The sequence below is a fragment of the Antiquaquibacter oligotrophicus genome, assembly GCF_020535405.1.
GTDB lineage: Bacteria > Actinomycetota > Actinomycetes > Actinomycetales > Microbacteriaceae > Rhodoglobus > Rhodoglobus oligotrophicus.
On sequence record NZ_CP085036.1, the window covers coordinates 214,371 to 235,523 of the forward strand.

At 64.8% G+C, this 21,153-nt stretch carries 21 protein-coding genes; 8 read left to right on the forward strand and 13 right to left on the reverse strand.

What is annotated here, in order from left to right:
• Positions 1 to 4: 4 nt before the first annotated feature.
• Positions 5 to 346, reverse strand: coding sequence for an Rv2175c family DNA-binding protein (locus tag LH407_RS01035; RefSeq protein WP_322133145.1), 342 nt, complete (start codon positions 344 to 346; stop codon positions 5 to 7).
• A 177-nt stretch (positions 347 to 523) separates the two neighbouring features.
• On the opposite strand from LH407_RS01035, the gene LH407_RS01040 reads away from it, so the two are divergent.
• Together LH407_RS01040 and pknB are read left to right on the forward strand one after the other, a co-directional pair.
• Entirely contained in the window at positions 524 to 1,873 is a 1,350-nt protein-coding gene (locus LH407_RS01040; RefSeq protein WP_322133144.1) for a muramidase family protein, read from the forward strand.
• Positions 1,874 to 1,923: 50 nt separating this feature from the next.
• Positions 1,924 to 3,858, forward strand: a complete 1,935-nt coding sequence (gene pknB, locus LH407_RS01045; protein ID WP_322133143.1) for a Stk1 family PASTA domain-containing Ser/Thr kinase — start codon at positions 1,924 to 1,926, stop codon at positions 3,856 to 3,858.
• Between the two features lie 8 nt (positions 3,859 to 3,866).
• Here pknB and LH407_RS01050 read toward each other — a convergent pair whose 3' ends face one another.
• From LH407_RS01050 to LH407_RS01060, 3 genes are all read right to left on the reverse strand, one after another.
• The gene (locus tag LH407_RS01050) at positions 3,867 to 5,237 is read right to left on the reverse strand and encodes a class II 3-deoxy-7-phosphoheptulonate synthase (protein ID WP_407650600.1); all 1,371 of its coding nucleotides are present in this window, start codon (positions 5,235 to 5,237) and stop codon (positions 3,867 to 3,869) included.
• Positions 5,238 to 5,318: 81 nt separating this feature from the next.
• A complete protein-coding gene (locus LH407_RS01055; RefSeq protein WP_322133142.1) occupies positions 5,319 to 6,005 on the reverse strand; it encodes a lysophospholipid acyltransferase family protein in 687 nt (228 codons plus the stop codon).
• Between the two features lie 29 nt (positions 6,006 to 6,034).
• The gene (locus LH407_RS01060; protein ID WP_322133141.1) at positions 6,035 to 6,982 is read right to left on the reverse strand and encodes an ROK family glucokinase; all 948 of its coding nucleotides are present in this window, start codon (positions 6,980 to 6,982) and stop codon (positions 6,035 to 6,037) included.
• A 96-nt stretch (positions 6,983 to 7,078) separates the two neighbouring features.
• Between LH407_RS01060 and LH407_RS01065 the strand changes: the two genes are divergently transcribed.
• Positions 7,079 to 8,902 (forward strand): AMP-dependent synthetase/ligase, encoded by a 1,824-nt coding sequence (locus tag LH407_RS01065; RefSeq protein WP_322133140.1) that lies wholly within the window; start codon positions 7,079 to 7,081, stop codon positions 8,900 to 8,902.
• A gap of 21 nt (positions 8,903 to 8,923) precedes the next feature.
• Here LH407_RS01065 and def read toward each other — a convergent pair whose 3' ends face one another.
• Positions 8,924 to 9,415 (reverse strand): peptide deformylase, encoded by a 492-nt coding sequence (gene def, locus LH407_RS01070; RefSeq protein WP_322133139.1) that lies wholly within the window; start codon positions 9,413 to 9,415, stop codon positions 8,924 to 8,926.
• 184 nt (positions 9,416 to 9,599) lie between these two features.
• On the opposite strand from def, the gene LH407_RS01075 reads away from it, so the two are divergent.
• Complete coding sequence (locus LH407_RS01075; protein WP_322133138.1) at positions 9,600 to 10,412, forward strand: ParA family protein; 813 nt, start codon at positions 9,600 to 9,602, stop codon at positions 10,410 to 10,412.
• An 82-nt stretch (positions 10,413 to 10,494) separates the two neighbouring features.
• Here the strand turns inward: LH407_RS01075 and LH407_RS01080 are convergent, their stop codons facing one another.
• The 4 genes from LH407_RS01080 to LH407_RS01095 form a co-directional block, all read right to left on the reverse strand.
• The gene (locus LH407_RS01080; protein ID WP_322133137.1) at positions 10,495 to 11,046 is read right to left on the reverse strand and encodes a MerR family transcriptional regulator; all 552 of its coding nucleotides are present in this window, start codon (positions 11,044 to 11,046) and stop codon (positions 10,495 to 10,497) included.
• Between the two features lie 130 nt (positions 11,047 to 11,176).
• Positions 11,177 to 11,875 (reverse strand): transcriptional regulator FtsR, encoded by a 699-nt coding sequence (gene ftsR / locus LH407_RS01085; RefSeq protein WP_322133136.1) that lies wholly within the window; start codon positions 11,873 to 11,875, stop codon positions 11,177 to 11,179.
• Positions 11,875 to 12,351, reverse strand: coding sequence for an FHA domain-containing protein (locus LH407_RS01090; protein WP_407650602.1), 477 nt, complete (start codon positions 12,349 to 12,351; stop codon positions 11,875 to 11,877). Before LH407_RS01090 ends, ftsR begins: the two co-directional genes overlap by 1 nt.
• Positions 12,352 to 12,368: 17 nt before the next feature.
• Positions 12,369 to 12,986 (reverse strand): CDP-alcohol phosphatidyltransferase family protein, encoded by a 618-nt coding sequence (locus LH407_RS01095; RefSeq protein ID WP_322133135.1) that lies wholly within the window; start codon positions 12,984 to 12,986, stop codon positions 12,369 to 12,371.
• A gap of 56 nt (positions 12,987 to 13,042) precedes the next feature.
• Here LH407_RS01095 and LH407_RS01100 point away from each other — a divergent pair, with 56 nt between their 5' ends.
• The 4 genes from LH407_RS01100 to LH407_RS01115 all read left to right on the forward strand — a co-directional run bounded on the left by LH407_RS01100 (position 13,043) and on the right by LH407_RS01115 (position 15,912).
• Complete coding sequence (locus tag LH407_RS01100; RefSeq protein WP_322133134.1) at positions 13,043 to 13,852, forward strand: DUF1295 domain-containing protein; 810 nt, start codon at positions 13,043 to 13,045, stop codon at positions 13,850 to 13,852.
• Positions 13,853 to 13,899: 47 nt separating this feature from the next.
• Positions 13,900 to 14,343: a hypothetical protein gene (locus tag LH407_RS01105; protein WP_322133133.1), complete on the forward strand. Its 444-nt coding sequence runs from the start codon at positions 13,900 to 13,902 to the stop codon at positions 14,341 to 14,343.
• A 73-nt stretch (positions 14,344 to 14,416) separates the two neighbouring features.
• Positions 14,417 to 15,544, forward strand: coding sequence for an aggregation-promoting factor C-terminal-like domain-containing protein (locus tag LH407_RS01110; protein ID WP_322133132.1), 1,128 nt, complete (start codon positions 14,417 to 14,419; stop codon positions 15,542 to 15,544).
• Positions 15,544 to 15,912, forward strand: a complete 369-nt coding sequence (locus tag LH407_RS01115) for an RNA-binding S4 domain-containing protein (RefSeq protein ID WP_322133131.1) — start codon at positions 15,544 to 15,546, stop codon at positions 15,910 to 15,912. The genes LH407_RS01110 and LH407_RS01115 overlap by 1 nt, the downstream gene beginning before the upstream one ends.
• Before the next feature lies 1 nt (position 15,913).
• On the opposite strand, the gene LH407_RS01120 is transcribed toward LH407_RS01115, so the two are convergent.
• The 4 genes from LH407_RS01120 to LH407_RS01135 are packed head-to-tail and all read right to left on the reverse strand — an operon-like array spanning position 15,914 to position 21,149.
• On the reverse strand, positions 15,914 to 17,449 hold the full coding sequence (locus LH407_RS01120; RefSeq protein ID WP_322133130.1) for an SPFH domain-containing protein: 1,536 nt from the start codon (positions 17,447 to 17,449) through the stop codon (positions 15,914 to 15,916).
• Between the two features lie 38 nt (positions 17,450 to 17,487).
• The gene (locus LH407_RS01125) at positions 17,488 to 18,162 is read right to left on the reverse strand and encodes a Pr6Pr family membrane protein (RefSeq protein ID WP_322133129.1); all 675 of its coding nucleotides are present in this window, start codon (positions 18,160 to 18,162) and stop codon (positions 17,488 to 17,490) included.
• A gap of 36 nt (positions 18,163 to 18,198) precedes the next feature.
• Positions 18,199 to 18,753 (reverse strand): cupin domain-containing protein, encoded by a 555-nt coding sequence (locus LH407_RS01130; protein ID WP_322133128.1) that lies wholly within the window; start codon positions 18,751 to 18,753, stop codon positions 18,199 to 18,201.
• Positions 18,750 to 21,149, reverse strand: coding sequence for an HAD-IC family P-type ATPase (locus LH407_RS01135; RefSeq protein WP_322133127.1), 2,400 nt, complete (start codon positions 21,147 to 21,149; stop codon positions 18,750 to 18,752). The genes LH407_RS01130 and LH407_RS01135 overlap by 4 nt, the downstream gene beginning before the upstream one ends.
• Positions 21,150 to 21,153: the final 4 nt, after the last annotated feature.

The following is a 21,153-nucleotide window of genomic DNA, read 5'->3' on the forward strand; positions in this document are numbered from 1 at the left end:
CGACCTAGAAACTCAACGCCTGCGCGACTCGGCGGACCTCTGCTTTGCGACCCGCGCGGAGCGCTTCGATCGGTGAGACACCGAGCGCATCCTCGGTTCGCAGAAGCCAGTCCATCGCCTCATCGTCGGTGAAACCCGCGTCGGAGAGCACCACGAGGGTCCCTCGGAGTTCATGGAGTGGCTCGCCCTCGGAAAGGAACAGGGCCGGTACTTTCCATACCCCGTCCCGACGTTGAGCGAGAAGGGTGCGATCTTCGATGAGCCGGCGGACTTGTGTGACCTTGAGGCCGAGCGATTCGCTCACATCGGGGATCGTCAGCCACGTGGTGTCGGGAGTGTCAGTCACACATCAAGAGTGCCACGAGCACCACAACGACCGTGCGCGGGTGGCCAGTGAGTGAATGTTTCGATCTTGTTAACTGAAATAACATCCGCCACACTAATTGACACTAATTGGCATTTGTGACACGTTGGGAGGATCGCCGCACGGGTGATACTTCTCGGCCGGGAGAGGGATGAGGACATGACGGACCCCACAGTCGACTCGTCGTCCAGCGACCGACGTCACGTGTTCGACGGGCTCGCACCCACGGTCGACTACACCCACGTAGCCCGCGCCGGTCTCACCCTCAATCCCCGCCATACCGTCCCTGTTCTGCTCGTCGGATCCCTCGCGGCGATGAGCCTGAACCTCACGGGGCAGCTCGACCCTGCTGACCTCCCCCGCGACTCAGCGCGCGGCGACCGTCCCACTCAGGGCGCGCCGGGCGTGCGCACACCCCTCGGCTTCACTACGGCAGCGGCGCCGGCAACGGAAGAGCCCGCTAGCGCCGAACCCGACGTCGCCGCGATGCCAGCCCCCTCGACCTACACGGTGGCCCCGGGCGACACGGTGAGCGACATTGCAGTCCGCTACGGCTTGGCCACGGCATCCGTGCTTGCGCTCAACGGGCTCAGCTGGTCCTCCCTCATCTTTCCCGGGCAGGTACTCAAACTCTCCTCCGGGTCCACACCCGTCGTGGAGGTCGTCAAAGAAACCACCGCTCCGTCCCGGTACACGATCGTGACCGGGGACACGATCAGCGGAATCGCCGAGCGACACGGCGTCCCGGCCGCGTCGATCCTCAGCGCCAATGGCCTCTCGGCGACAAGCATCATCTACCCGGGCCAGACCCTCGCGATCCCCGAGGTCGCCCCGGCCCCTTCCGCTCCCGCGCCGTCCTCTCCGGAGCTGGTCAGTTCGCCTGAACTGATCAGTTCGCCTGAACTGATCAGTGCTCCGTCCACGCCCAACAGCTACATCGTTGTCGACGGCGACACCCTGTCCGGCATCGCCGCACGCCACGGGCTGGGACTGCAGAGCCTCCTGGATGCCAATGGCCTCTCGACGGACAGCGTGATCTTCAGCGGGGACATCCTGAACCTTCCGGGGGCGGCAGCGGTCACGACCGCATCCTCGCCGAGCGCGCTCGACTCAGAGATGCGCACAAACGCGGCGACGATCATCCGCGTGGGTCGCGACCTCGGCGTGCCGGACTACGGCATCGTTATCGCACTTGCGACGGCGATGCAGGAGTCAACACTCCGCAACCTCGATTGGGGAGACCGGGATTCGGTCGGACTGTTCCAGCAACGCCCGAGCTCGGGGTGGGGCTCGGTCGACCAGCTCACGACTCCCGAGCACGCTGCGCGACTCTTTTACGGCGGGCCGAACAACCCGAACGCCGGTTTCACCCGCGGGCTGCTCGATATCCGGGGCTGGGAATCAATGCCCGTCACCGTCGCGGCCCAAGCCGTCCAGATCTCCGCCTACCCCGATGCCTACGCAAAATGGGAGTCCGCCGCGCGCTCCTGGCTCGCCGAACTGGGCTAAGTGACGTGTCTAGCGGCAGACTCGCAGGCCGCCAACTTTAGACTTGCCCGGTGAGCACAGCCAGCACCGACCCGATGATCGGCCGTCTGCTCGACGGTAGATATCAGGTCCGCTCACGAATCGCGCGCGGTGGGATGGCGACGGTGTACCTCGCCACCGACCTCCGCCTCGAACGACGCGTCGCGATCAAGATCATGCACGGGCACCTCGCCGATGACAGCCAGTTCAAGGAACGCTTCATCCAGGAAGCCCGGTCGGCCGCGCGTCTGGCACACCCGAATGTCGTGAACGTCTTCGACCAGGGCCAAGACAGCGACATGGCATATCTCGTCATGGAGTACCTGCCCGGGATCACTCTCAGGGAGTTGCTCCAGGAGCACCGCATCCTGACGACCGAGCAGACCCTGGACATAATGGAGGCGGTCCTCGCCGGACTCGCCGCCGCCCACAAGGCGGGAATCGTTCACCGGGACCTCAAGCCGGAAAACGTCTTCCTGGCCGACGACGGCCGAATCAAGATCGGCGATTTTGGTCTGGCTCGAGCGGCGACCGCCAACACTGCGACCGGGGCTGCACTCCTCGGCACCATCGCCTACCTGTCGCCCGAGTTGGTCACTCGGGGCATCGCCGACACACGAAGCGACCTCTACGCGGTGGGCATCATGATGTACGAGATGCTCGTCGGTGAGCAGCCCTTCCGCGGCGAACAGCCGATGCAGATCGCCTACCAGCACGCCAACGGCTCGGTGCCGCCGCCCAGCGCGCGAAACCCCCGAGTGCCACCGGAACTCGACGAACTGGTGCTGTGGGCCACTCAGCGCGACCCTGAGGACCGGCCGAAGGATGCCCGCGCCCTCCTCGATCGTCTCTTCGAGACCCACAGCGCACTCATGACGAGCGGCCCTGGCCCGGCAACCCAGCGCACGATGGTGCTCCCGAGCGGAACCCCCGCCGTTCACACGACGGCCGAGACCACGATCCTCGGATCTCGTCGACCGCAAACCGAGCCTGTTCCGGAACCGGCCGACGAACTTGCCGAGGTATCGAGCTCACGCCGCCGTCGCGGCTGGCTGATCCTCGGCGGTGTTGTGCTGCTCGCGGCGATCGCGGCGACCGTGGGGTGGTATTTCGGCGCGGGGCCGGGTTCTCGCATCACCGTGCCGGAATCGATCGCGGGAATGTCGCCAGAACAGGCGACCGAGACTCTCACCGAGCTCGGCCTCACCGTCAGCCCCGAAAACGGGGAGATCGACTCTCCCACGATCCCGCAGGGCGCCGTGGCCGAAACCGATCCAGAACTCGGATCGTCGGTTGCCCCTGGCAGCGAGGTTCAGCTGCTCATCTCAACAGGACCGAAGCCCATCGATCTCCCGGCTCTCGCCGGCATGACCGAAGACGAGGCCATCGCGGCGATCGAAGCAGCGCCGTTTACTCTCGCCGATCCGATCATCCGGCAGTTCGACGGTGAAGTGCCAACGGGCATCGTCATCGACGCACTCGACGTCAACGGGACCACGCTTCAGGGTGTCCCCCAATACGGCGAGCGACAGGCGATCACGCTGGTCGTCTCGCTTGGCGCCCTCCCGGACGTGACCGGAATGTCCACGGATGACGCGCGCGCCGCGATCGAGAGTGCTGGGCTCGTCTTGGGTGCCATCAACGAGTCGGAGTTCTCCGACACCGTGCCGCAGGGCGCGGCGATCCGCATTCAAGCCCTCGAGGGGGCCTCGGTGGTGCGCGACGGCGACACCGTCGACCTCATCACCTCGAAGGGTGCCGATCTCGTGGAGATCCCCGACATCGAGGGCGAGACGCTTGCTGCGGCGAAGGCCGAACTCGAGGAGGCTGGCTTCACCGTCGAGGTCCGCACACTGCTCCCCGAAAACGTGTGGGACAACCCCAACGCAAGGTCGGCAGGCACGGACCCCGGCGAGGGAGAGATGGTCAAGCGTGGCTCGACCATCGTCCTCATCGGTGTGCTCTAGGCACTCGCTCAGAACGCGGTCAGTTCCTCCGCCACGAGGAACGCGAGTTCGAGCGACTGCATGTGGTTCAGTCGCGGATCGCACAAGGACTCGTACCGCGTCGCCAGCGTCTCCTCGTCGATCTGCTCGGAACCTCCGAGGCACTCCGTGACGTCATCGCCCGTGAGCTCGACATGGATGCCGCCCGGGTAGGTACCCGCCGCTTTGTGAGCTTCGAAGAATCCCTTGACCTCGTCCACGACATCGTCGAAGCGACGAGTCTTGTAACCGTTGGGGGTCGTGAGTCCGTTGCCGTGCATGGGGTCGGTCACCCACAGCGGGTTGGCGTCGAAGGACTTGATCGCTTCGAGCAGGGGCGGAAGGGCATCCCGGATCTTGCCGGCACCCATTCTCGTGATGAACGTGAGTCGACCGGGCTCGCGGTTGGGATCGAGCTTGTCGATGAGCTTCTCCATGTCGGAGGCGCTCGTGGTCGGGCCGAGCTTCACGCCGATCGGGTTGCGCAGACGCGAGAAGTAGTCGATGTGGGCGCCGTCGAGGTCGCGAGTGCGCTCCCCGATCCACAGGAAGTGCGCGCTCGTGTTGTACGGGGTCCCCGTGCGCGAATCGATGCGTGTCATGGGCCGCTCGTAGTCCATGAGGAGTCCCTCGTGGCTCGAGTAGAACTCGACGCGCTTGAGCTCGTCGAAATCGGCTCCGGCGGCCTCCATGAACTTGATCGCCCGATCGATGTCGTTGGCGACCTTCTCGTAGCGGTGGTTGGCCGGGTTCGACGCGAATCCCTTGTTCCAGGAATGCACCTGGCGCAGATCCGCGAAACCGCCCTGCGTGAACGCCCGGACGAGATTGAGCGTCGAGGCAGCCATGTGGTAGCCCTCGACGAGTCGTGACGGATCGGCCTGACGTGACTCGGGAGTGAAGTCGTACCCGTTGACGATGTCGCCGCGGTATGCGGGCAGGGTAACGTCCCCCCGCGTTTCGGTGTCGCTCGACCGGGGCTTGGCAAACTGCCCAGCCATTCTCCCCATCTTCACGATGGGCTTCGATGCACCGTAGGTGAGCACCACCGCCATCTGAAGGATGGTCTTGACCCGGTCACGAATCTGCTGGGCAGTGGCTCCCGCGAACGTCTCGGCGCAGTCACCGCCCTGAAGGAGGAACGCCTCGCCGCGAGCTGCGCGCGCAAGTCGGTCCCGCAGGATGTCGACCTCGCCAGCGAACACGAGCGGGGGCATCGTCGCGATCTTGTCGGATGCTGCGCCCACAGCCTCGGGGTCGGGCCACGCCGGTTGCTGCTTGATGGGCAGGGTCCGCCAATAGTCGAGGCCTGCAACCACGGAGGGATCAGCAAGCACGACGGGTTCGGACGGGTCTACCACGGCAGGTTCCTTGGGTATCGAGGGGTGGTGGGCGGAAATGCCCCGGAAATCGAGCTTAGTGGCGACGGGGTCGCGGACTCGTCAGCGTCGACGAGGCAGCTTGTCGCGCACAGTCGACGCATACACGTCGACGTACTCCTGACCGCTGATGCGGTCGAGTTCATACATGATCTCGTCGGTGATTGAACGGAGGATGAAGCGATCACCCTCGAGTCCTTCGAATCGCGAGAAGTCGAGCGGCTCCCCGAAGACGATGCCGATACGACGCACCTTGGGAAGTTTGCTTCCGATGGGCATGACCTTCTCGGTGTCGACCATCGCGACAGGCACGACGGGTACGTGCGCCTCGAGGACCATCCGCGCGACGCCAGTGCGGCCGCGGTAGAGGTTCGCGTCAGGGCTCCGCGTTCCCTCGGGGTAGATGCCGAGGACGTCCCCCTTGGCGAGTACACCGAGTCCGGTGTTGAGGGACGCTTCTGACGCCTTGCCGCCGGAACGGTCGATGGGCAGCATCCCTGTGCCGAGCAAGAAGTGCTTGATGAGCCAGCCCTTGAAGTCCTTGCCGACGAAATAGTCGCTCTTGGCGAGGAAGTAGATACGTCGATCCATCACGAGCGGGAGGATCACCGAATCGATGACGGACAGGTGGTTGCTCGCGAGAATGACGGCGCCGGTCTTCGGGATGTTTTCGGCTCCCGTAACCCAGGGCCGGAAGACCGTCTTGAGAAGAGGACCGGCGACCAGGTTCTTCATGAACCAGTAGAACATCGCACTCCCTGCAGCTTGGAAGGTTCAGTCTATCGCGCGGTGGCGTGCAGTCTCGCGAGGTCGGCGGCCCCCACCATTCCCGCGTCGTTCACGAGTTCCGCGATACGGAACTCCGGCTCCGGACGGTATCCCCGTGCTGGGACGTGCTGACGGAAGGACTCCTTGACCGGGTCCAAAAGGAGGTCGCCCGATACGGAAACACCACCACCGAAGACGAATACGTGCGGGTCGAGGATGGGGCTGAGGCTCGCGCACGCCTGGCCGAGCCAGTGTCCAAGCTGTTCGAGCGCGTGCAGGGCGCCAGGATCACCAGCGGCGATGAGCTCACCGACGATCGTCCCCGTCAGTTCGCCGTGCTGGCGACGGGCCTCCGCGAGAGCGAGTCCCACTCCCCCGACGTCGGCGATCTCGCCGGCCATGCGCAGCAGAGCCCGTCCCGAGCCGTACTGTTCGATGCATCCGCGAGCACCACATCCACAGGGCAGACCCTCCGGTACAACCCGCATGTGGCCGAGTTCGCCAGCCGCGCCAAACCCGCCACGGAACAGTGAGCCGTGCGACACCACGGCCCCGCCGACCCCCGTGCCGATGGTGAGCATGGTCATGTCACTGAACCCACGCCCGGCGCCGAAGCGGTACTCCGCCCAACCTGCCGCGTTGGCGTCGTTGTCGATCGTGATCTCTATGCCGAGCCGGGCGGCGAGACGCTCCTTGAGGGGTTCGTTGCGCCACGCGATGTTAGGCGTGTAATAGACGGTCGACTGCTCGCTGTCAATGAACCCCGGAGCCGCGACGCCAGCCGCGATGATGTCCCGACCGGACGAGAGGGAAGTCACCATGTCGACGACGGCATCGATCACGGCATCCGATTCGCCAGCGACCGTGGCCACGCGTTCCTCCGCAATGACCGTGCCGGATTCATCTACAACCGCCCCAGCGATCTTCGTTCCACCGATGTCGATTCCAATGGCATGCACGGATGTCGAGCTTACTGTCCGCGCAACCTCGGGTTTTCTCAGGCAGCGGTCATTAGACTGGACCGAACAATCCTGACCGGTACCAAAGGAGTTGCCGTGAAACAGTTCGATGTTCCCGCCCTCGTCGAGGCCGATCCCGAGGCCAACGTCACCGACCTGCTCATGGACCGGGTCGCCGCAACACCCGATAGGGCGCTGTTCGCGGTTCCGACCGCCGACGGCGGCTGGAAGGATGTCACGAGCGCCGAGTTCCTCAGGCAAGTCATCGCCCTCGCCAAGGGCCTCGTGGCCTCCGGCATCCAGCCCGGCGACAAGATCGGGCTCATGGCCAAAACGCGCTACGAGTGGACACTCATTGACTTCGCGACCTGGTTCGCCGGTGCCGTGCTCGTCCCCGTATACGAGACGTCGTCCCCGTCGCAGATCCTGTGGAACCTCACGGATTCCGGTGCGGTGGCGATGATCACCGAGAACGCTGACCACTTCGCTCGATTCGACGAGATCCGTGCCGATGCGCCCGCGATCGTCAACTCCTGGCAGATCGACCTCGGCGACTTGGACAAACTCGCGGCAGCGGGAACCGAGGTGCCGGACGAGGAGATCGAGCGTCGTCGCTCGCTCGCCAAGGGTTCGGATCTCGCCACACTCATCTACACGTCGGGTACGACGGGTCGCCCCAAGGGGTGCGTCATCACGCACTCGAACTTCGTCGAACTCAGCCGGAACGCACGGCGACGCATTCCGGAGGTCGTGAACCCCGACTCGAGCACGCTCCTGTTCATCACGCTCGCCCACATTTTTGCCCGATTCATCTCCGTGCTTGCAGTCGAGGGTGGCGTGAAGGTTGGCCACCAGCCCGACACGAAGCTCCTCGTGCCGTCGATGGGGTCGTTCAAGCCGACATTCCTCCTGGCGGTTCCCCGCGTCTTCGAGAAGGTCTACAACTCGTCGGAGCAGAAGGCGGAGACCGGCGGCAAGGGCAAAATCTTCCGCAAGGCCGCCGATGTTGCCATCGCTCACTCGAAGGCTCTTGATGCGGGTCACGTGCCCCTCGGGCTAAAAATCCAGTTCGCGATCTTCGATCGCCTGGTGCTGAGCAAGATCCGAGAGGCTCTCGGCGGTCGCGCAGCCTATGCCGTCTCGGGTTCGGCACCTCTCGGTCTTCGCCTCGGGCATTTCTATCGGAGCCTCGGCCTGACAATCCTCGAGGGCTACGGCCTCACGGAGACCACCGCTCCCGTCTCCGTGAATGTGCCGTCGCAGTTCAAGATCGGCAAGGTCGGCCCGCCGCTGCCCGGCAACTCCGTTCGCATCGCCGAAGACGGGGAGATCCTCGTCAAGGGTGTGTGCGTTTTCGCCGGCTACTGGAACAACGATGCCGCGACTCAAGAGGTGTTCGACGACGGCTGGTTCAAAACCGGTGACCTCGGCGAGATCGATGAGGACGGCTACCTCCAGATCACGGGGCGGAAGAAGGAAATCATCGTCACGGCCGGCGGCAAGAACGTGGCCCCGGCAACTCTGGAGGATCCAATCCGCGCGAACCCGATCATCGGCCAGGTTGTTGTCGTCGGTGATCAGAAGCCGTTCATTTCAGCTCTCGTGACGCTGGACGAGGAAATGCTTCCCGTGTGGTTGGCCAACAACAACCTGAACGCGGACATGTCCACTGCCGAGGCGGCGAAACATCCTGACGTGCTGGCGGAGATTCAAAGCGCGGTGGATGCTGCGAACGCCAACGTCTCGCGCGCCGAGTCGATCCGCAAGTTCCACGTACTCGACGCGGACCTGACGGAGGCCAGTGGTCACCTCACGCCGAAGCTCAGCATCAAGCGCAACGTGATCCTCGTCGATTTCGCCGACGTTATCGAGGGGCTCTACCAGGGCGCTCCGACCGAGGGCGTCTCGGTCTCGCAGTAGGTTCGCTGATCCGTCAGGCGCTCAATACCAGGGTGCCTGACGGATCGCACGCATCGCTTCTCGCTTCGTTTCCGGCTCAAGTCCCTCGATGTAGAGGTGTCCGTTGAGGTGATCCACTTCGTGCTGGAGCGCCTGCGCCATGAGGCCCTCGCCGGACAACTCGACGGGGTTGCCGTCCAGGTCGATACCGCGGACTCGGGCGAAGGGATACCGCAGGCGAGGAAAGTAGAACCCGGGCACCGAGAGACAGCCCTCATCGACGAGCTCGGGATCCCCCGAGACCTCTACGATCTCGGGGTTGATGATGTAGCCGACCTCACCGTCGACGTTATAGCTGAAGGCGCGTAGTCCAACCCCGATCTGGTTGGCGGCGACGCCAGCCCGGCCGGGTATCCGTACCGTGTCGAGAAGATCGGTGACGAGGGCGTCCGCTCGCTTGTCGCCCGGAACGATGGCGTCGCACACGGACCGTAGCACCGGGTCGCCGAAGAGTCGGATTTCGCGTTCTGCCACGTCAGGCCTCCTGTGCGCGGGTTGGTTCGATGGTGCCGAGCGGCTCGAGGGTCATCCTGGACACCGGGCCTCTTCCATGCGCACGTGACGAAGTCGTGAAAACGCTGGCAATTGGCCGAGTGGATTGGGCCCTGGCGGCTCCCTTTTAGGTTTCTTAACAGTAGTGAAGGTATCGTCGTTGTTCGTGCATGTACTCAGCGTCAGCTCTCTCAAAGGAGGCGTGGGCAAGACCACGGTGACGCTCGGCCTCGCGTCGGCCGCTTTCTCCCGTGGCCTCCGAACCCTCGTCGTCGACCTTGACCCTCAATCGGATGTCTCGACCGGTATGGACATCGATGTGGCGGGTCACCTCAACATCGCGGACGTCCTCGCTTCTCCCAAGGAGAAGATCGTGCGCGCCGCAATCGCACCGAGCGGTTGGACGAAGGGCCGCCCGGGCAAGGTGGACGTTCTCATCGGCTCCCCCTCGGCCATCAACTTCGACGGCCCGCATCCCAGCATCCGCGATATCTGGAAGCTCGAGGAGGCCCTCGCCAACGTCGAGGCAGACTACGACCTCGTTCTCATCGACTGCGCCCCTTCTCTCAACGCCCTCACGCGTACCGCGTGGGCCGCGAGTGACCGCGTGACCATCGTGACCGAACCCGGCCTGTTCTCGGTTGCGGCAGCCGACCGAGCTCTCCGAGCGATCGAGGAGATTCGCCGCGGCCTCTCCCCCCGCCTTCAGCCTCTCGGCATCATCGTCAATCGTCTTCGTTCACAATCCCTCGAGCACCAGTTCCGCATTAAGGAACTGAGGGACATGTTCGGCCCGCTTGTACTCAGCCCCCAACTCCCCGAGCGTACGTCGCTCCAGCAGGCTCAGGGCGCCGCTAAGCCGCTCCACGTGTGGCCCGGTGACAGCGCCCAAGAGATGTCACGCAACTTCGACCAGATCCTCGAGCGTGTCATGCGTGCCGCGCGTATCGGCGAGTACGCGGAGGAGCCGGTCTCCTAAGGACCGGTTGGAACCACAACCACAACCGGCGTCAGCCGGTCGTTCGGTGGCCCGTGCAGAACTCTGACGGCGAAGCCGTGGCTCAGGACGCGGCGCGTGCCGCCCGACGACGAGCGAGTTCGTCCATCGGGTCTTCGGCAGGGGTCGAGTCCAGCTCGACGAGGTCCTGCTCAACTTCGCGAAGCACCTTGCCGACAGCGATACCGAAGACTCCCTGACCGCGGCTGACAAGATCGATGACCTCATCGTTCGAGGTGCAGAGGTAGACGCTCGCTCCGTCGCTCATGAGGGTCGTCTGCGCGAGGTCGTTGATTCCGGCCTCACGGAGCTGATTGACCGCGACACGAATCTGCTGAAGCGAGATGCCCGTGTCGAGGAGTCGCTTGACGAGCTTGAGCACGAGGATGTCGCGGAAGCCGTAGAGGCGCTGCGAGCCGGAACCCGCTGCCCCGCGAATGGTGGGCTCAACGAGCTGGGTGCGTGCCCAGTAGTCCAGCTGGCGGTAGCTAATCCCTGCAGCTCGGGCGGCCACGGCGCCGCGGTAGCCTGCGGCGTCATCGAGTTCGGGAAGCCCGTCGGTGAACAGCAGACCGAGATCGTAGCGAGTCTCCTCGTTACGGCTGAGTTCAGTCATGTCCGGGCTCCTTCTGACCAGCCAACCCTCATCTTGAGGTTGACACTGAAAGTTCGTGCGAACCCCACGGTACCCACCGACCGGAGCGAACGCCGACACCGGGCGGGCGTGTCGTTGTCATTCGACGGTACTACGAATCCAGTCTGGTGAGGGCGGATCGGATGAGACTGCTCCGAACAATTTCGAGCTGACCCGCGATTTCGCGCGCCATCTCGGCCGCACGCGCGCGACTCGACGCGTCTTTGCGCCGCGCAACGGGCATGAGCGCATTCTCGATGAGGCCAAGCTCCCGCTCGGCGGCAGCACGAAAACCCCGAAGGTGGCGCGGCTCAATGCCGGAGCGCTGCAACTCGACGAGAGACTTGAGCACCGCGAGAGCATCATCGCCGTACACCTCGGCCGGCACGATGAGCGAAGCACTGACGGCATCCCCGAGCAGCATCGCGTTGGCACCGGCTTCGCGGATCAGTTCGTCCTTCGTGAGCTTGCGCTCTGAGGAGAGCATCGACGGTGCGGGCACGGTGCCACCCGGAAGTTCGGGCGTGCGACCGGCATCCAGATCCACGAGGTAACCACGAATGACCTTGAGAGGCAGGTAGTGGTCACGCTGCATCGTGAGGATGAAGCGCACGCGTTCAAGATCGGCGTGCGAGAACTTGCGATAACCCGACTCCGTGCGCGCTGGCGAGACGAGTTGGCGCTCCTCGAGAAAACGAAGCTTCGACGGCGAGAGGTCGGGAAACTCAGGGCTGAGTTTAGCGAGCACCTGGCCAATGCTGAGGAGCGGTGTGTCGTCGGACGCCCTCGACTGTGCGGCGGCGCGCGGCACTACGAACCAGCCAGGTGGCCGAGGTCCAGTCGTGATGCGTAGAAGGTGAGGCGGAACTTGCCAACCTGAACCTCAGCGCCATCGCTGAGGAGAGCGGTGTCGATACGAACGCCGTCGAAGTACGTGCCGTTGAGCGAACCCAGATCCTTCACCTCGAACGCGGTGCCGTGACGAAGGAACTCCGCGTGCCGGCGAGAAACGGTGACGTCGTCGAGGAAGATGTCGGCCTCGGGGTGTCGTCCCACGGTCGTGACATCGGCATCGAGAAGAAAACGAGCGCCGACATTGGGGCCGCGACGCACAACGAGGAGTGCAGACCCCGACGGCAGCGCCGCGATCGCGTCGACCTCTTCGCCGGATACGGCACTGTCGAGGGAGGCAAGTTGAGCGGCGAACTCGTCACCGTAATGCACTGTCGTGTCATCGCTCGAGGGTGCGCGACCCTCCGATCGTTCCTGCCCTGCGGAGTCAACCACGGCAACACCTCCTCGCTCTAGCCACCCAGCGTATCGGATTTCGCGGCGTCCTCGACCCTCGCGATGCGTACCACTCGGATGGCCTCGCGGAGGTAGATCGCCCCGGCCCACCAGTAGAGGAAGGCGCCCCACGCCGCGAACGCTTGACCGACGGGATTCGCCAGCCACGCGGCATCCGGGAAGGCCTGACCCAGCATGAGAATGGGTAGCGCGTAGAACAGACAGAGTGTCGCGACCTTGCCGAGATGATGTACCGGGAGTGGCCCGAAGCCGTGGTTGGCGAGCACGATGCCGATGCCGAGCAGCATGAGCTCGCGAGTGACGATGATCGCGAGGAACCACCAGGGGATCACCTCGCGGATCGTCAAACCGATGAGCGCAGCGAAGATAAAAAGCCTGTCCGCGGCGGGATCCAGAAGTTGGCCCAGCCGCGAAATCTGCTTGAAGGTGCGGGCAATGAGGCCATCGAGGAAGTCCGTGACACTCGAGATCACGAGGACCAGGAGAGCGAGGGCATCCTCCCCCCTGATGATGAGGGCGAGAAAAACCGGCACGAGAGCGAGCCGCAGGAAGCTCAACAGGTTCGGGACCGTAAAGATCCGGTCGCTGACCTCTCCGGTGCTCGTCGATCCCACGCCGCGAGTCTACCGAGGGCCCTCAGCCCGATGCGCCACGAGACTAGGATGCCCCCATGACCGCACTTCAGGCCGTGCTCCTGACCGCCGCCGCCGTCTGCGCCTTCGTGTGGATTGCCTCTCTCATCACGAAGGACCACTCATGGGTCGACCGGCTCTGGTCGGTCGTTCCCGTCGTCTACGTGTGGATCTTCGCGGCATACGCGGGGCTCGCGGATGCCCGCCTTAACGTCATGGCCGTGCTTGTCACCCTGTGGGGGGCTCGCCTGACCTTCAACTTCGCTCGCAAGGGCGGATACACGGGCACCGAGGACTACCGCTGGCCGATCCTCCGCGCTCGAATGAAGCCGTGGCAGTTCGAGATCTTCAATCTCTTTTTCATCGTGCTGTACCAGAACACGATCCTCGTGCTCATCACTCTTCCTGCACTCACCGCCTACGAGCACCGCTCGACGCCGTTCGGGGTTCTCGACGCCGTGGTCGCCGCGGTGTTTCTCCTCTTCCTCGTCGGCGAGACTGTGGCTGACCAGCAGCAGTGGAACTTCCACCGGGCGAAGAAGGCGGGCGGGTCGGACTTCCGTCCGAGGTTCTTGCAGTCGGGGCTCTGGCGATATTCTCGGCATCCGAACTTCTTCTTCGAGCAGGCACAGTGGTGGGTCTTTTTCCTCTTCGGTGCCGTGGCCGCAGGATCTCTCCTCCAGTGGACGGTTCTCGGGGCAGCCCTCCTGACCGGCCTGTTCATCGGGTCGACGATTTTTACGGAGTCGATCACCAAGTCCAAATACCCCGAATATGCGGAGTATCAGCGTTCGACGTCGCCCATCGTTCCGTGGTGGCCGAAGTCCCGCTCCCGAGTCGAGGTCTAGCGGCGTTGCTGACGACGTGCGTCGGGAGAGCGGACTAACGTACCGGCATGTCCTGCATCCGATTCAACACACCCGCGCAGCGTGCTCAGATGAAGGCCATGGCCCCGGCCATGCTCACCGCCGAGGAAGCAGCTGCCCTGCATCCGGCTCCCCCGATGACGGAGTCGAAGATCGCGCGCCTGCGACTGCTCGCCGCCGACCCCAACCCTCGCATTCGGGAACGTGCTGCATTGGATTATCACCTGCCCGAGGACGTCTTCGAGACTCTCGCCAAGGATGCCGACCCCGAGGTTCGGGCGTGCGTCGCGCGCAACGAGTCGACTCCGTGTGATGTGCTGCGATCGCTCGCGACCGATTCCTCGGAGCGGGTTCGCGGATTTCTCGCCGTGAATTTCTACGTGCCGCTCGACGCCATGGAGGTACTGGCAGCAGACCCGAGCCCGGTCGTCCGTGAACTCGTGCGGTGGAAATCGGAACTCGCTAGCGCCTAGCGGAACGTGTGATCACAGACGCCACAGTGGTCACACTATTCACATTCGTCACGCGATTGCCTACCCTGGGAAGGTGAAGACTCGCTCGTGGCGGTTCGGCGCGCTCTCCTGCGCGCTCATCCTCGCGCTCGCGGGCACCACCCTCACGGCCCAGGCAGCCGACTATCCGACGTGGGAAGAAGTCGAAGCGGCACGCAATAACGAGGCCGCGACAGCGGCAGCTGTTCAACAGATCGGGTCCCTGCTCGACGGACTGCAAGCGGAATCCGCGCGCCTCGGTGACACCGCAACGGCACTCCAGGCAGAAGCCGCCACCGCACGAGCAGCACTAGAGCGCATCACCGAGACGGAGCGCGCGCTCAGCACGCAGGCCCGCCTCGCGGATGAACGGGCGACGGAATCGGCATATCAGGCGGCTCAGCTCGCAGCGGCGCTCTACCGATCGAGCGGGGCTGACCTCACCGCCGTTCTCCTCGTCTCCTCGAGCGAAGACTCCGACAACCTCCTGTATCGACTCGGCGCGGTCGGACGTGTGGGAGATCAGGTGTCCTCCGCTCTCGCCGACGCTGAGGTCGACCGCAACCAGGCCGAATCGCTCGCCGCACAAGCGGGCGTCGCGCGCACCGAGCGTGACCGCCTCAGCGTTGCCGCGGAGGAAGCATCTGCCGCGGCCACCGCCGCCGCGGAAGCCGCCGATGCCGCCGTCGACGAGCAGCAGTCGAGGCTCACCGTGCTCTACGAGCAGCTCGCGAGCCTCAAAGGCACCACCGTGCAACTCGAGCAGCAGTACCGCATTGGGCTCGAGGCGAACGGCGGCCCGGACTCCGGCGGACCGGGGGCAGACGGCCCCTACGACGGTGGCGGCGGATTCGTGGTGCCCGGCAATGAGGTCAACAATGTGGCCGCCGCCCAGTACTTCGCCATGACCCAGCTCGCAAACATGGGCTACGGGAGTGACCAGGGCAATTGCCTCATCTGGTTGTGGAACCGCGAATCGGGATGGCGCACCAACGCGTACAACGCGTCGAGTGGCGCCTACGGCATCCCGCAATCGCTGCCCGGCAGCAAGATGGCCAACGTGGGCGCAGACTGGCGCACGAACTACGAAACGCAGATCATGTGGGGGCTGCTGTACATCCAGGGGCGGTACGGGACCCCGTGCGCGGCCTGGGCGCACTCCGAAGCGGTCAACTGGTACTGATGCCCGCGCAGAGTGTGCGCGTCGACAGCTGGCTGTGGGCTGTGCGTGTGTTCAAAACACGGTCCGCGGCGACCGCGGCCTGTCGTGCTGGGCACGTTCGCGTCGGGGGCGAACGTGCCAAAGCAGCACAGTCGGTGTCCCCGGGCGACGAAGTCCGCGTGCGCATCGCGGGATTCGACCGTGTGCTCGAGGTCAAGCAACTACTGACGAAGCGTGTCTCAGCGCCCCTGGCATCCGTCGCCTACGTCGACCACTCTCCCCCGCTGCCGGCGCCCGAGGAGACCGCGTTCGTTCCGCGACGAGACCGTGGCACCGGGCGCCCGACGAAACGCGATCGTCGAGAAATCGAGAAGCTCCGCGGACGCTGACTCAGGCCTTGGGTTCGGTCTTCGCGGGCCGAGCCGGCGAACGCTTTGTCGTGCCCTCGGATGCGGCGAGCCCTTCGCCGATTGCCTGGCCGGTCACACGGCCCGTCACAATGTCGCCGAGGTCAATGCCCACGACGTCCTTGAGGATCTGCGTTACGGTGCTCAGCTGACCGGCGACATTTTGACCGACCTGCTCGGTGCCTTTGCCGTCCGACGAGATGACCGTCATGTTGCTGATCGAGCCGAGCGGTTCGGATGCCGCACGCACGATCTCCGGGAGCTGGTCGATGATCTGCTGACGCAGAAGGTCGCCAGCACGCTCGGCGAGGGCCTCGGCCTTGAGCTTGGTAGCTTCGGCCTCGGCGTTACCGCGAACGCGGATAGCGACGGCCTCGGCCTCACCCTCGGCCTGTAGTGCCTCGGAGGCGGCGATACGACGGTTCTTCTCGGCCACACCCTCGGCCTCGACGGCCTCTGCAGCGCTTCGACGACGGTTGCGCTCGGCGATACCCTCCGCCTCGATGGCTTCGGCCGCGGAGCGGCGAGCATCACGGTCGGCGTTGGCGTTGGCGACGGCGGCCACGGCATCGGCCTCGGCCTTCTTCGCGATGGCGTACGCCTCGGCATCCGCCACCGCGCGGATCTCGGCATCCAGCTCCTGCTTGCGCAGGCCGACGCGCTTACCGGCCGTCACCTCCTGCTGGGCGACAACCTCTTGCTGAGCGATAGCCTCGGCAAGAGGAGCAGCAGCTTGGGCCTCAGCCTTGGCCTTGTCGGTCTCCTTCTGGATCTCCGCGTTGCGCAGGTCGAGCTTGCGCTGCGACTCGGCAACCGCCTGATCCGCCGCGATACGCGCCTCCTCAGAGGCCTGGCGCGCGACCGATTCGGCGATCTCGGCGACCTGCTTCACACGAGCTGCCTCGGCGCGACCGAGGTCCTTGATGTAGCCGTTGTCGTCGTCGATCTCCTTGATCTGAAGGGTGTCGATTGTGAGTCCCTGAACGTCGAGGGATTCGCGCACCGCTTCGAGGACCTGGCCCTGCAGAGCGCTGCGGTTCGTGATGATCTCCGTCACCGTCAGCTGACCGACGATTGAACGAACCGAACCGCTCAGCACCTCCTCGGTGGAGGTTTCGATCTGGTCCTGCTGGTTGAGGAAGCGCTGCGCGGCGGCTCGCACCATAGATTCAGAACCGCCGACCTTGACGACCGCGACAGCGTTAACGCGGATCGTGATCGCATCACGGGTCTGTGCGGTGGCCTGAACATTGAGCTGGCGGCTGCGGAGGCTCAGCTTGAAGTAGGCCTCGACGATCGGCTTCACGAAAACTCGCGAACCAAAGACGACGCGTTGTCCAGCGTTCTCCTCGACCTCACCCGCCTTCCGCGCCTTTTGCCGGGATGTCACGATGATCGCCTCGTCGGGCTTCGCAACCTTGATGCTGCGCAGCAACACGATCACGACGACAAGGACGACGAGCGCGACGGCGCCCCAGATGATGATGTTCACGAGCGGGTCGACGAGGAAGTTGAACATAACCTCAGACTATCGGTGGGCGCCCCCGCCCGGACCGCTCAGGCGAAGATCGGCTTGCGACGCGAGATCCAGATGACGCCCGCGGCAACGAGACCGATGGTGGCGGCGATGAGGACGATGTAAAACGCGACCGACAGGTACCCATTGTGCGAGGTGTACGGGTTGAGGAACGGATACGGGTACCAGTACGAGGTTCCCGCGAGCTCGTTCGGGGTGAACGGCCCGCGCACCATCGTGTAGACCACCCACACGATCGGGAAAATCAGGATCTTCCACAACTGATTCCATTCGATCGGTGTGCGCCCCGGCGTGAAAATCCAATCGAGCAACATGATGATCGGCACGGCGACGTGGAGGATCTCGTTCGACCACTCGAGGGTCGTTCCCTGCGGCAACTGGATTCCACGCAGCAGCAGGTTGTAGACGATCCCCGTGATGATCATGTAGGTCGCGACGGATGCCCGCAGCAGGGTGAACCACGAAGGATCCGGGCCCTTCCGCGTAAAGAGCACGAAGGCCCCGATCAGCATCACAACGATGGCACCCACGTTCGAGAGGATCGTGAAAAAGCTGAAGAAGTTCGTGATCGCCAGGGGAACATTCGTGACGTCGTTCTTGGCCCAGTAGTCGAGGCTCGTGATGAGCTGGCCCACGATGGCGGCGATGCCCGCCCCTGCCGCGACAAGGCGACCGATACCGAATGCAGCTCTCATGGGTTCCTCTACGTCGCGGACGGGGCTGAGCACATGCTAGCGGCGTGTTGCGGGGTCCGGCGGCACCGAGCCACGCGGCTCGCCGGTGGCTGGCAGAGGGTAGGTACGAATCAGCTCGGCGACGTCCGGATGACGCAGCGCCAGGGCATCCGGATCCCCGAGCTCCACGTCCTCGGGCACAACACCCGGCGACTCCGTCGAGCCGCCGAGAAACCAGTCACCGGCCACACGCGCGGTGTGAAACGTGCCGCCCGGAATCAGTAGCTGCACGTTGTGGCCGCCGAGGATATCGGGACCGATCGTGTGCCGACTGCTCGTGCCATCCTCCAACAGGAGCAACAACTCGAGCGGGTCTCCCGCGTAGTAGTGGTAGAGCTGGTCGTTGCGAATGCGGTGGAGTCGCACCGGCGCTTCCGGCGCGACGAGGAAGTACAGGGCGGTACCCACCGGGCGCGGTGACTGGAGCGGCGATGGCAGGGCATGGGCAGCAAGCTCAAGCGAGCTCGTGTAGGTGACGCGAACGTAACCGCACGTCTGCGCCGGGGTGAGGCCGAGTGCATCGATGACCTGCTGTGCCGTCGCCCTCGTCATCGCTGAACCGCAACCCATCGCGAATGGGCGACGTGCACAAGGGCGATACCGACAACCGCGACCGCGGTGCACCCGAGCACCGCGGTGAGGTACGGGGGCGGCAACGGCACGAGGATGAGGAACGAACTCGCGATCGGCACCGTCACCACGAGAATGAGACCCAGGATCATCGCGGCGACGATCGCCGCCTTGATGAGCGAGAACGGCAGGGATCGGGAGACGAGCACCGCGAGTCCGGCGAGAGCGATCGCGATCGTCGCTCCGGTGCGTTCTTCGGCGACGCTCACCCCCTGGGCCCCCGCAATGAGCGCGATCGCGGTGATCATCGCCGCGATGACGAGGCCAGACGGTATCGCGAACGACAGCGAGCGACGGAGGAAGCCCGGCTCGTACCGACGCGCGTTCGGCAGCAGAGCGAGGAAGAATGCCGGGATTCCGATGGTGAGGCCGTCCGTCACCGACAGCTGGCGCGGCAGGAAGGGGAACTCGATCATCAGGGCACCGAATACGAGGGCGAGAGCGACCGCGTACGACGTCTTGGAGAGAAACAGCATCGAGACGCGTTCGACGTTCGCGATCACCTGTCGTCCCTCTTTGACCACACCCGGCAGGTGCGAGAACCGACCATCGAGGAGGATCAGTCGAGCCACCGCCTTGGTGGCAGCAGAACCCGACTCCATGGCGATGCCGATGTCCGCGTCCTTGATCGCGAGAGCGTCGTTGACGCCGTCTCCCGTCATCGCGACCGTGTGGCCGGCAGCCTTGAGAGCAAGGACGATCGCACGCTTCTGCTCGGGAGTCACCCGCCCGAACACCTGGTTGCGCTCGAGCACCTCGCGCAGTTCGCGCTCGTCCTCCGGCAGGTCACGCGCGTCGAATCCACTGGCGTTCTCGAGGCCCACCTCGCGCGCGATCGCCGCAACGGTGTGCGGGTTGTCGCCGGAAATGATCCGAACGTCGACACCCTGATCGGCGAAGTACTCGAGCGTCTCGCGAGCATCGGGGCGGATGCTCTCGCGGAAGGTCAGCAGAGCCACGGGCTCGAGCTGCTCCGGGCGGCGTTCGGCGTCGGCATCCTCCGCGGTGAGCTGGGCATCGGCACGAGCCAGCACAAGCGTGCGTCGCCCGGAACCGGCGAGTTCCGCCGCGCGTTTCAGGAGCGGGCCGTACTCGCCGCCATCACCGAAAACCATCTCCGGGCCACCGAGCACCCACGTGCCCGTCGGGCCCGTCGAGAACGACACGGCGCTCCATTTGCGAGCAGACGAGAACGGAATACGCTCGGCGGCGACGAGAGGCTCGGTTATCGGGAACTCGGGCGCGAGACAGCGTGCGGTTGCATTCGCGTCGGGCTCGGCGCCGTTCCACGCGAGCACTGCGTGCCAGTCCTCATTGCTGTGGTCGCCGAGCGCGTGCGCCTCATCGAACACGATGTCGCCGGCCGTGAGCGTTCCGGTCTTGTCGAGGCAAATGATGTCGACGCGGGCAAGGCCCTCGACCGCGGCGAGTTCTTGCACGAGCACTTTGCGCCGGGAGAGTTTCACGGCACCGACCGCGAAAGCGATGCTCGTCATGAGCACGAGCCCGAGGGGAATCATCGCGACAACCGCAGCGATCGTGTCCACGGCCGCGTCTCGCCAGTCCCCGGACTCGATCGCTTCGGCCCAACCGCCTTCCGCAACCATCTGGGCGTTGAGCACAAGCAGGGTGAGCGGCCCGATCGCCCACGTCAGCCACGTGAGCACGCGGTTGATGGACGACCGCAACTCCGAGGCAACCAAGGAGAACCGCTTCGCCTGGCTGGCGAGCTGGTTGGCGAAGGAGTCAGCGCCAACACGATCGACCCGAGCCGCGCCCTCCCCCGCGACGACCACCGAACCCGACAACAGGCGGTCGCCCGGATCCTTATCGACGGGATCGGATTCGCCCGTGAGCATTGATTCGTCGACCTGGAGACGCGCAGAGGAGACGACCGCGGCATCCGCCGGCACCTGCTCCCCGGGGCGAAGCTCCAAGAGGTCGTCGAGCACAACCTCAGCGACGGCTACCTGTTGTTCCACGTCGTCTCGACGCACTCGAGCGAGCGGAGCATTGAGGAGAGCCAGCCTGTCGAGCGCGAGTTTCGCGCGATACTCCTGGACCGTGCCGATGACCGCATTGGCGAGGGCGCTCAGGCCGAAGAGCGCGTCCTGCCAGTGGCCGATCGCGAGCAGCACGATGAAACATCCCGCGATGATTGCATTGAAGAGCGTGAGTACATTGGCGCGGAGAATCGCCCCCAGGCTACGGCTCGACGGCGGGGAGAATGCGTTGGTTCTGCCGTCGGCTCGACGCGCTGCCACCTCCGCGGCGGAGAGTCCCCGCTCCGCGATGGCCCCCTCCGGCGCGGTCAGCATGGTG

Bases quoted from the DNA above. Each gene is read 5' to 3' on its own strand.
- LH407_RS01040 (WP_322133144.1), top strand. From the start codon at position 524: ATGACGGACCCCACAGTCGACTCGTCGTCCAGCGACCGACGTCACGTG.
- LH407_RS01055 (WP_322133142.1), bottom strand. From the start codon at position 6,005: ATGTTCTACTGGTTCATGAAGAACCTGGTCGCCGGTCCTCTTCTCAAG.
- LH407_RS01080 (WP_322133137.1), bottom strand. From the start codon at position 11,046: ATGACTGAACTCAGCCGTAACGAGGAGACTCGCTACGATCTCGGTCTG.
- LH407_RS01100 (WP_322133134.1), top strand. From the start codon at position 13,043: ATGACCGCACTTCAGGCCGTGCTCCTGACCGCCGCCGCCGTCTGCGCC.
- LH407_RS01105 (WP_322133133.1), top strand. From the start codon at position 13,900: ATGTCCTGCATCCGATTCAACACACCCGCGCAGCGTGCTCAGATGAAG.
- LH407_RS01115 (WP_322133131.1), top strand. From the start codon at position 15,544: ATGCCCGCGCAGAGTGTGCGCGTCGACAGCTGGCTGTGGGCTGTGCGT.
- LH407_RS01120 (WP_322133130.1), bottom strand. From the start codon at position 17,449: ATGTTCAACTTCCTCGTCGACCCGCTCGTGAACATCATCATCTGGGGC.
- LH407_RS01125 (WP_322133129.1), bottom strand. From the start codon at position 18,162: ATGAGAGCTGCATTCGGTATCGGTCGCCTTGTCGCGGCAGGGGCGGGC.
- LH407_RS01130 (WP_322133128.1), bottom strand. From the start codon at position 18,753: ATGACGAGGGCGACGGCACAGCAGGTCATCGATGCACTCGGCCTCACC.
- LH407_RS01135 (WP_322133127.1), bottom strand. From the start codon at position 21,149: ATGCTGACCGCGCCGGAGGGGGCCATCGCGGAGCGGGGACTCTCCGCC.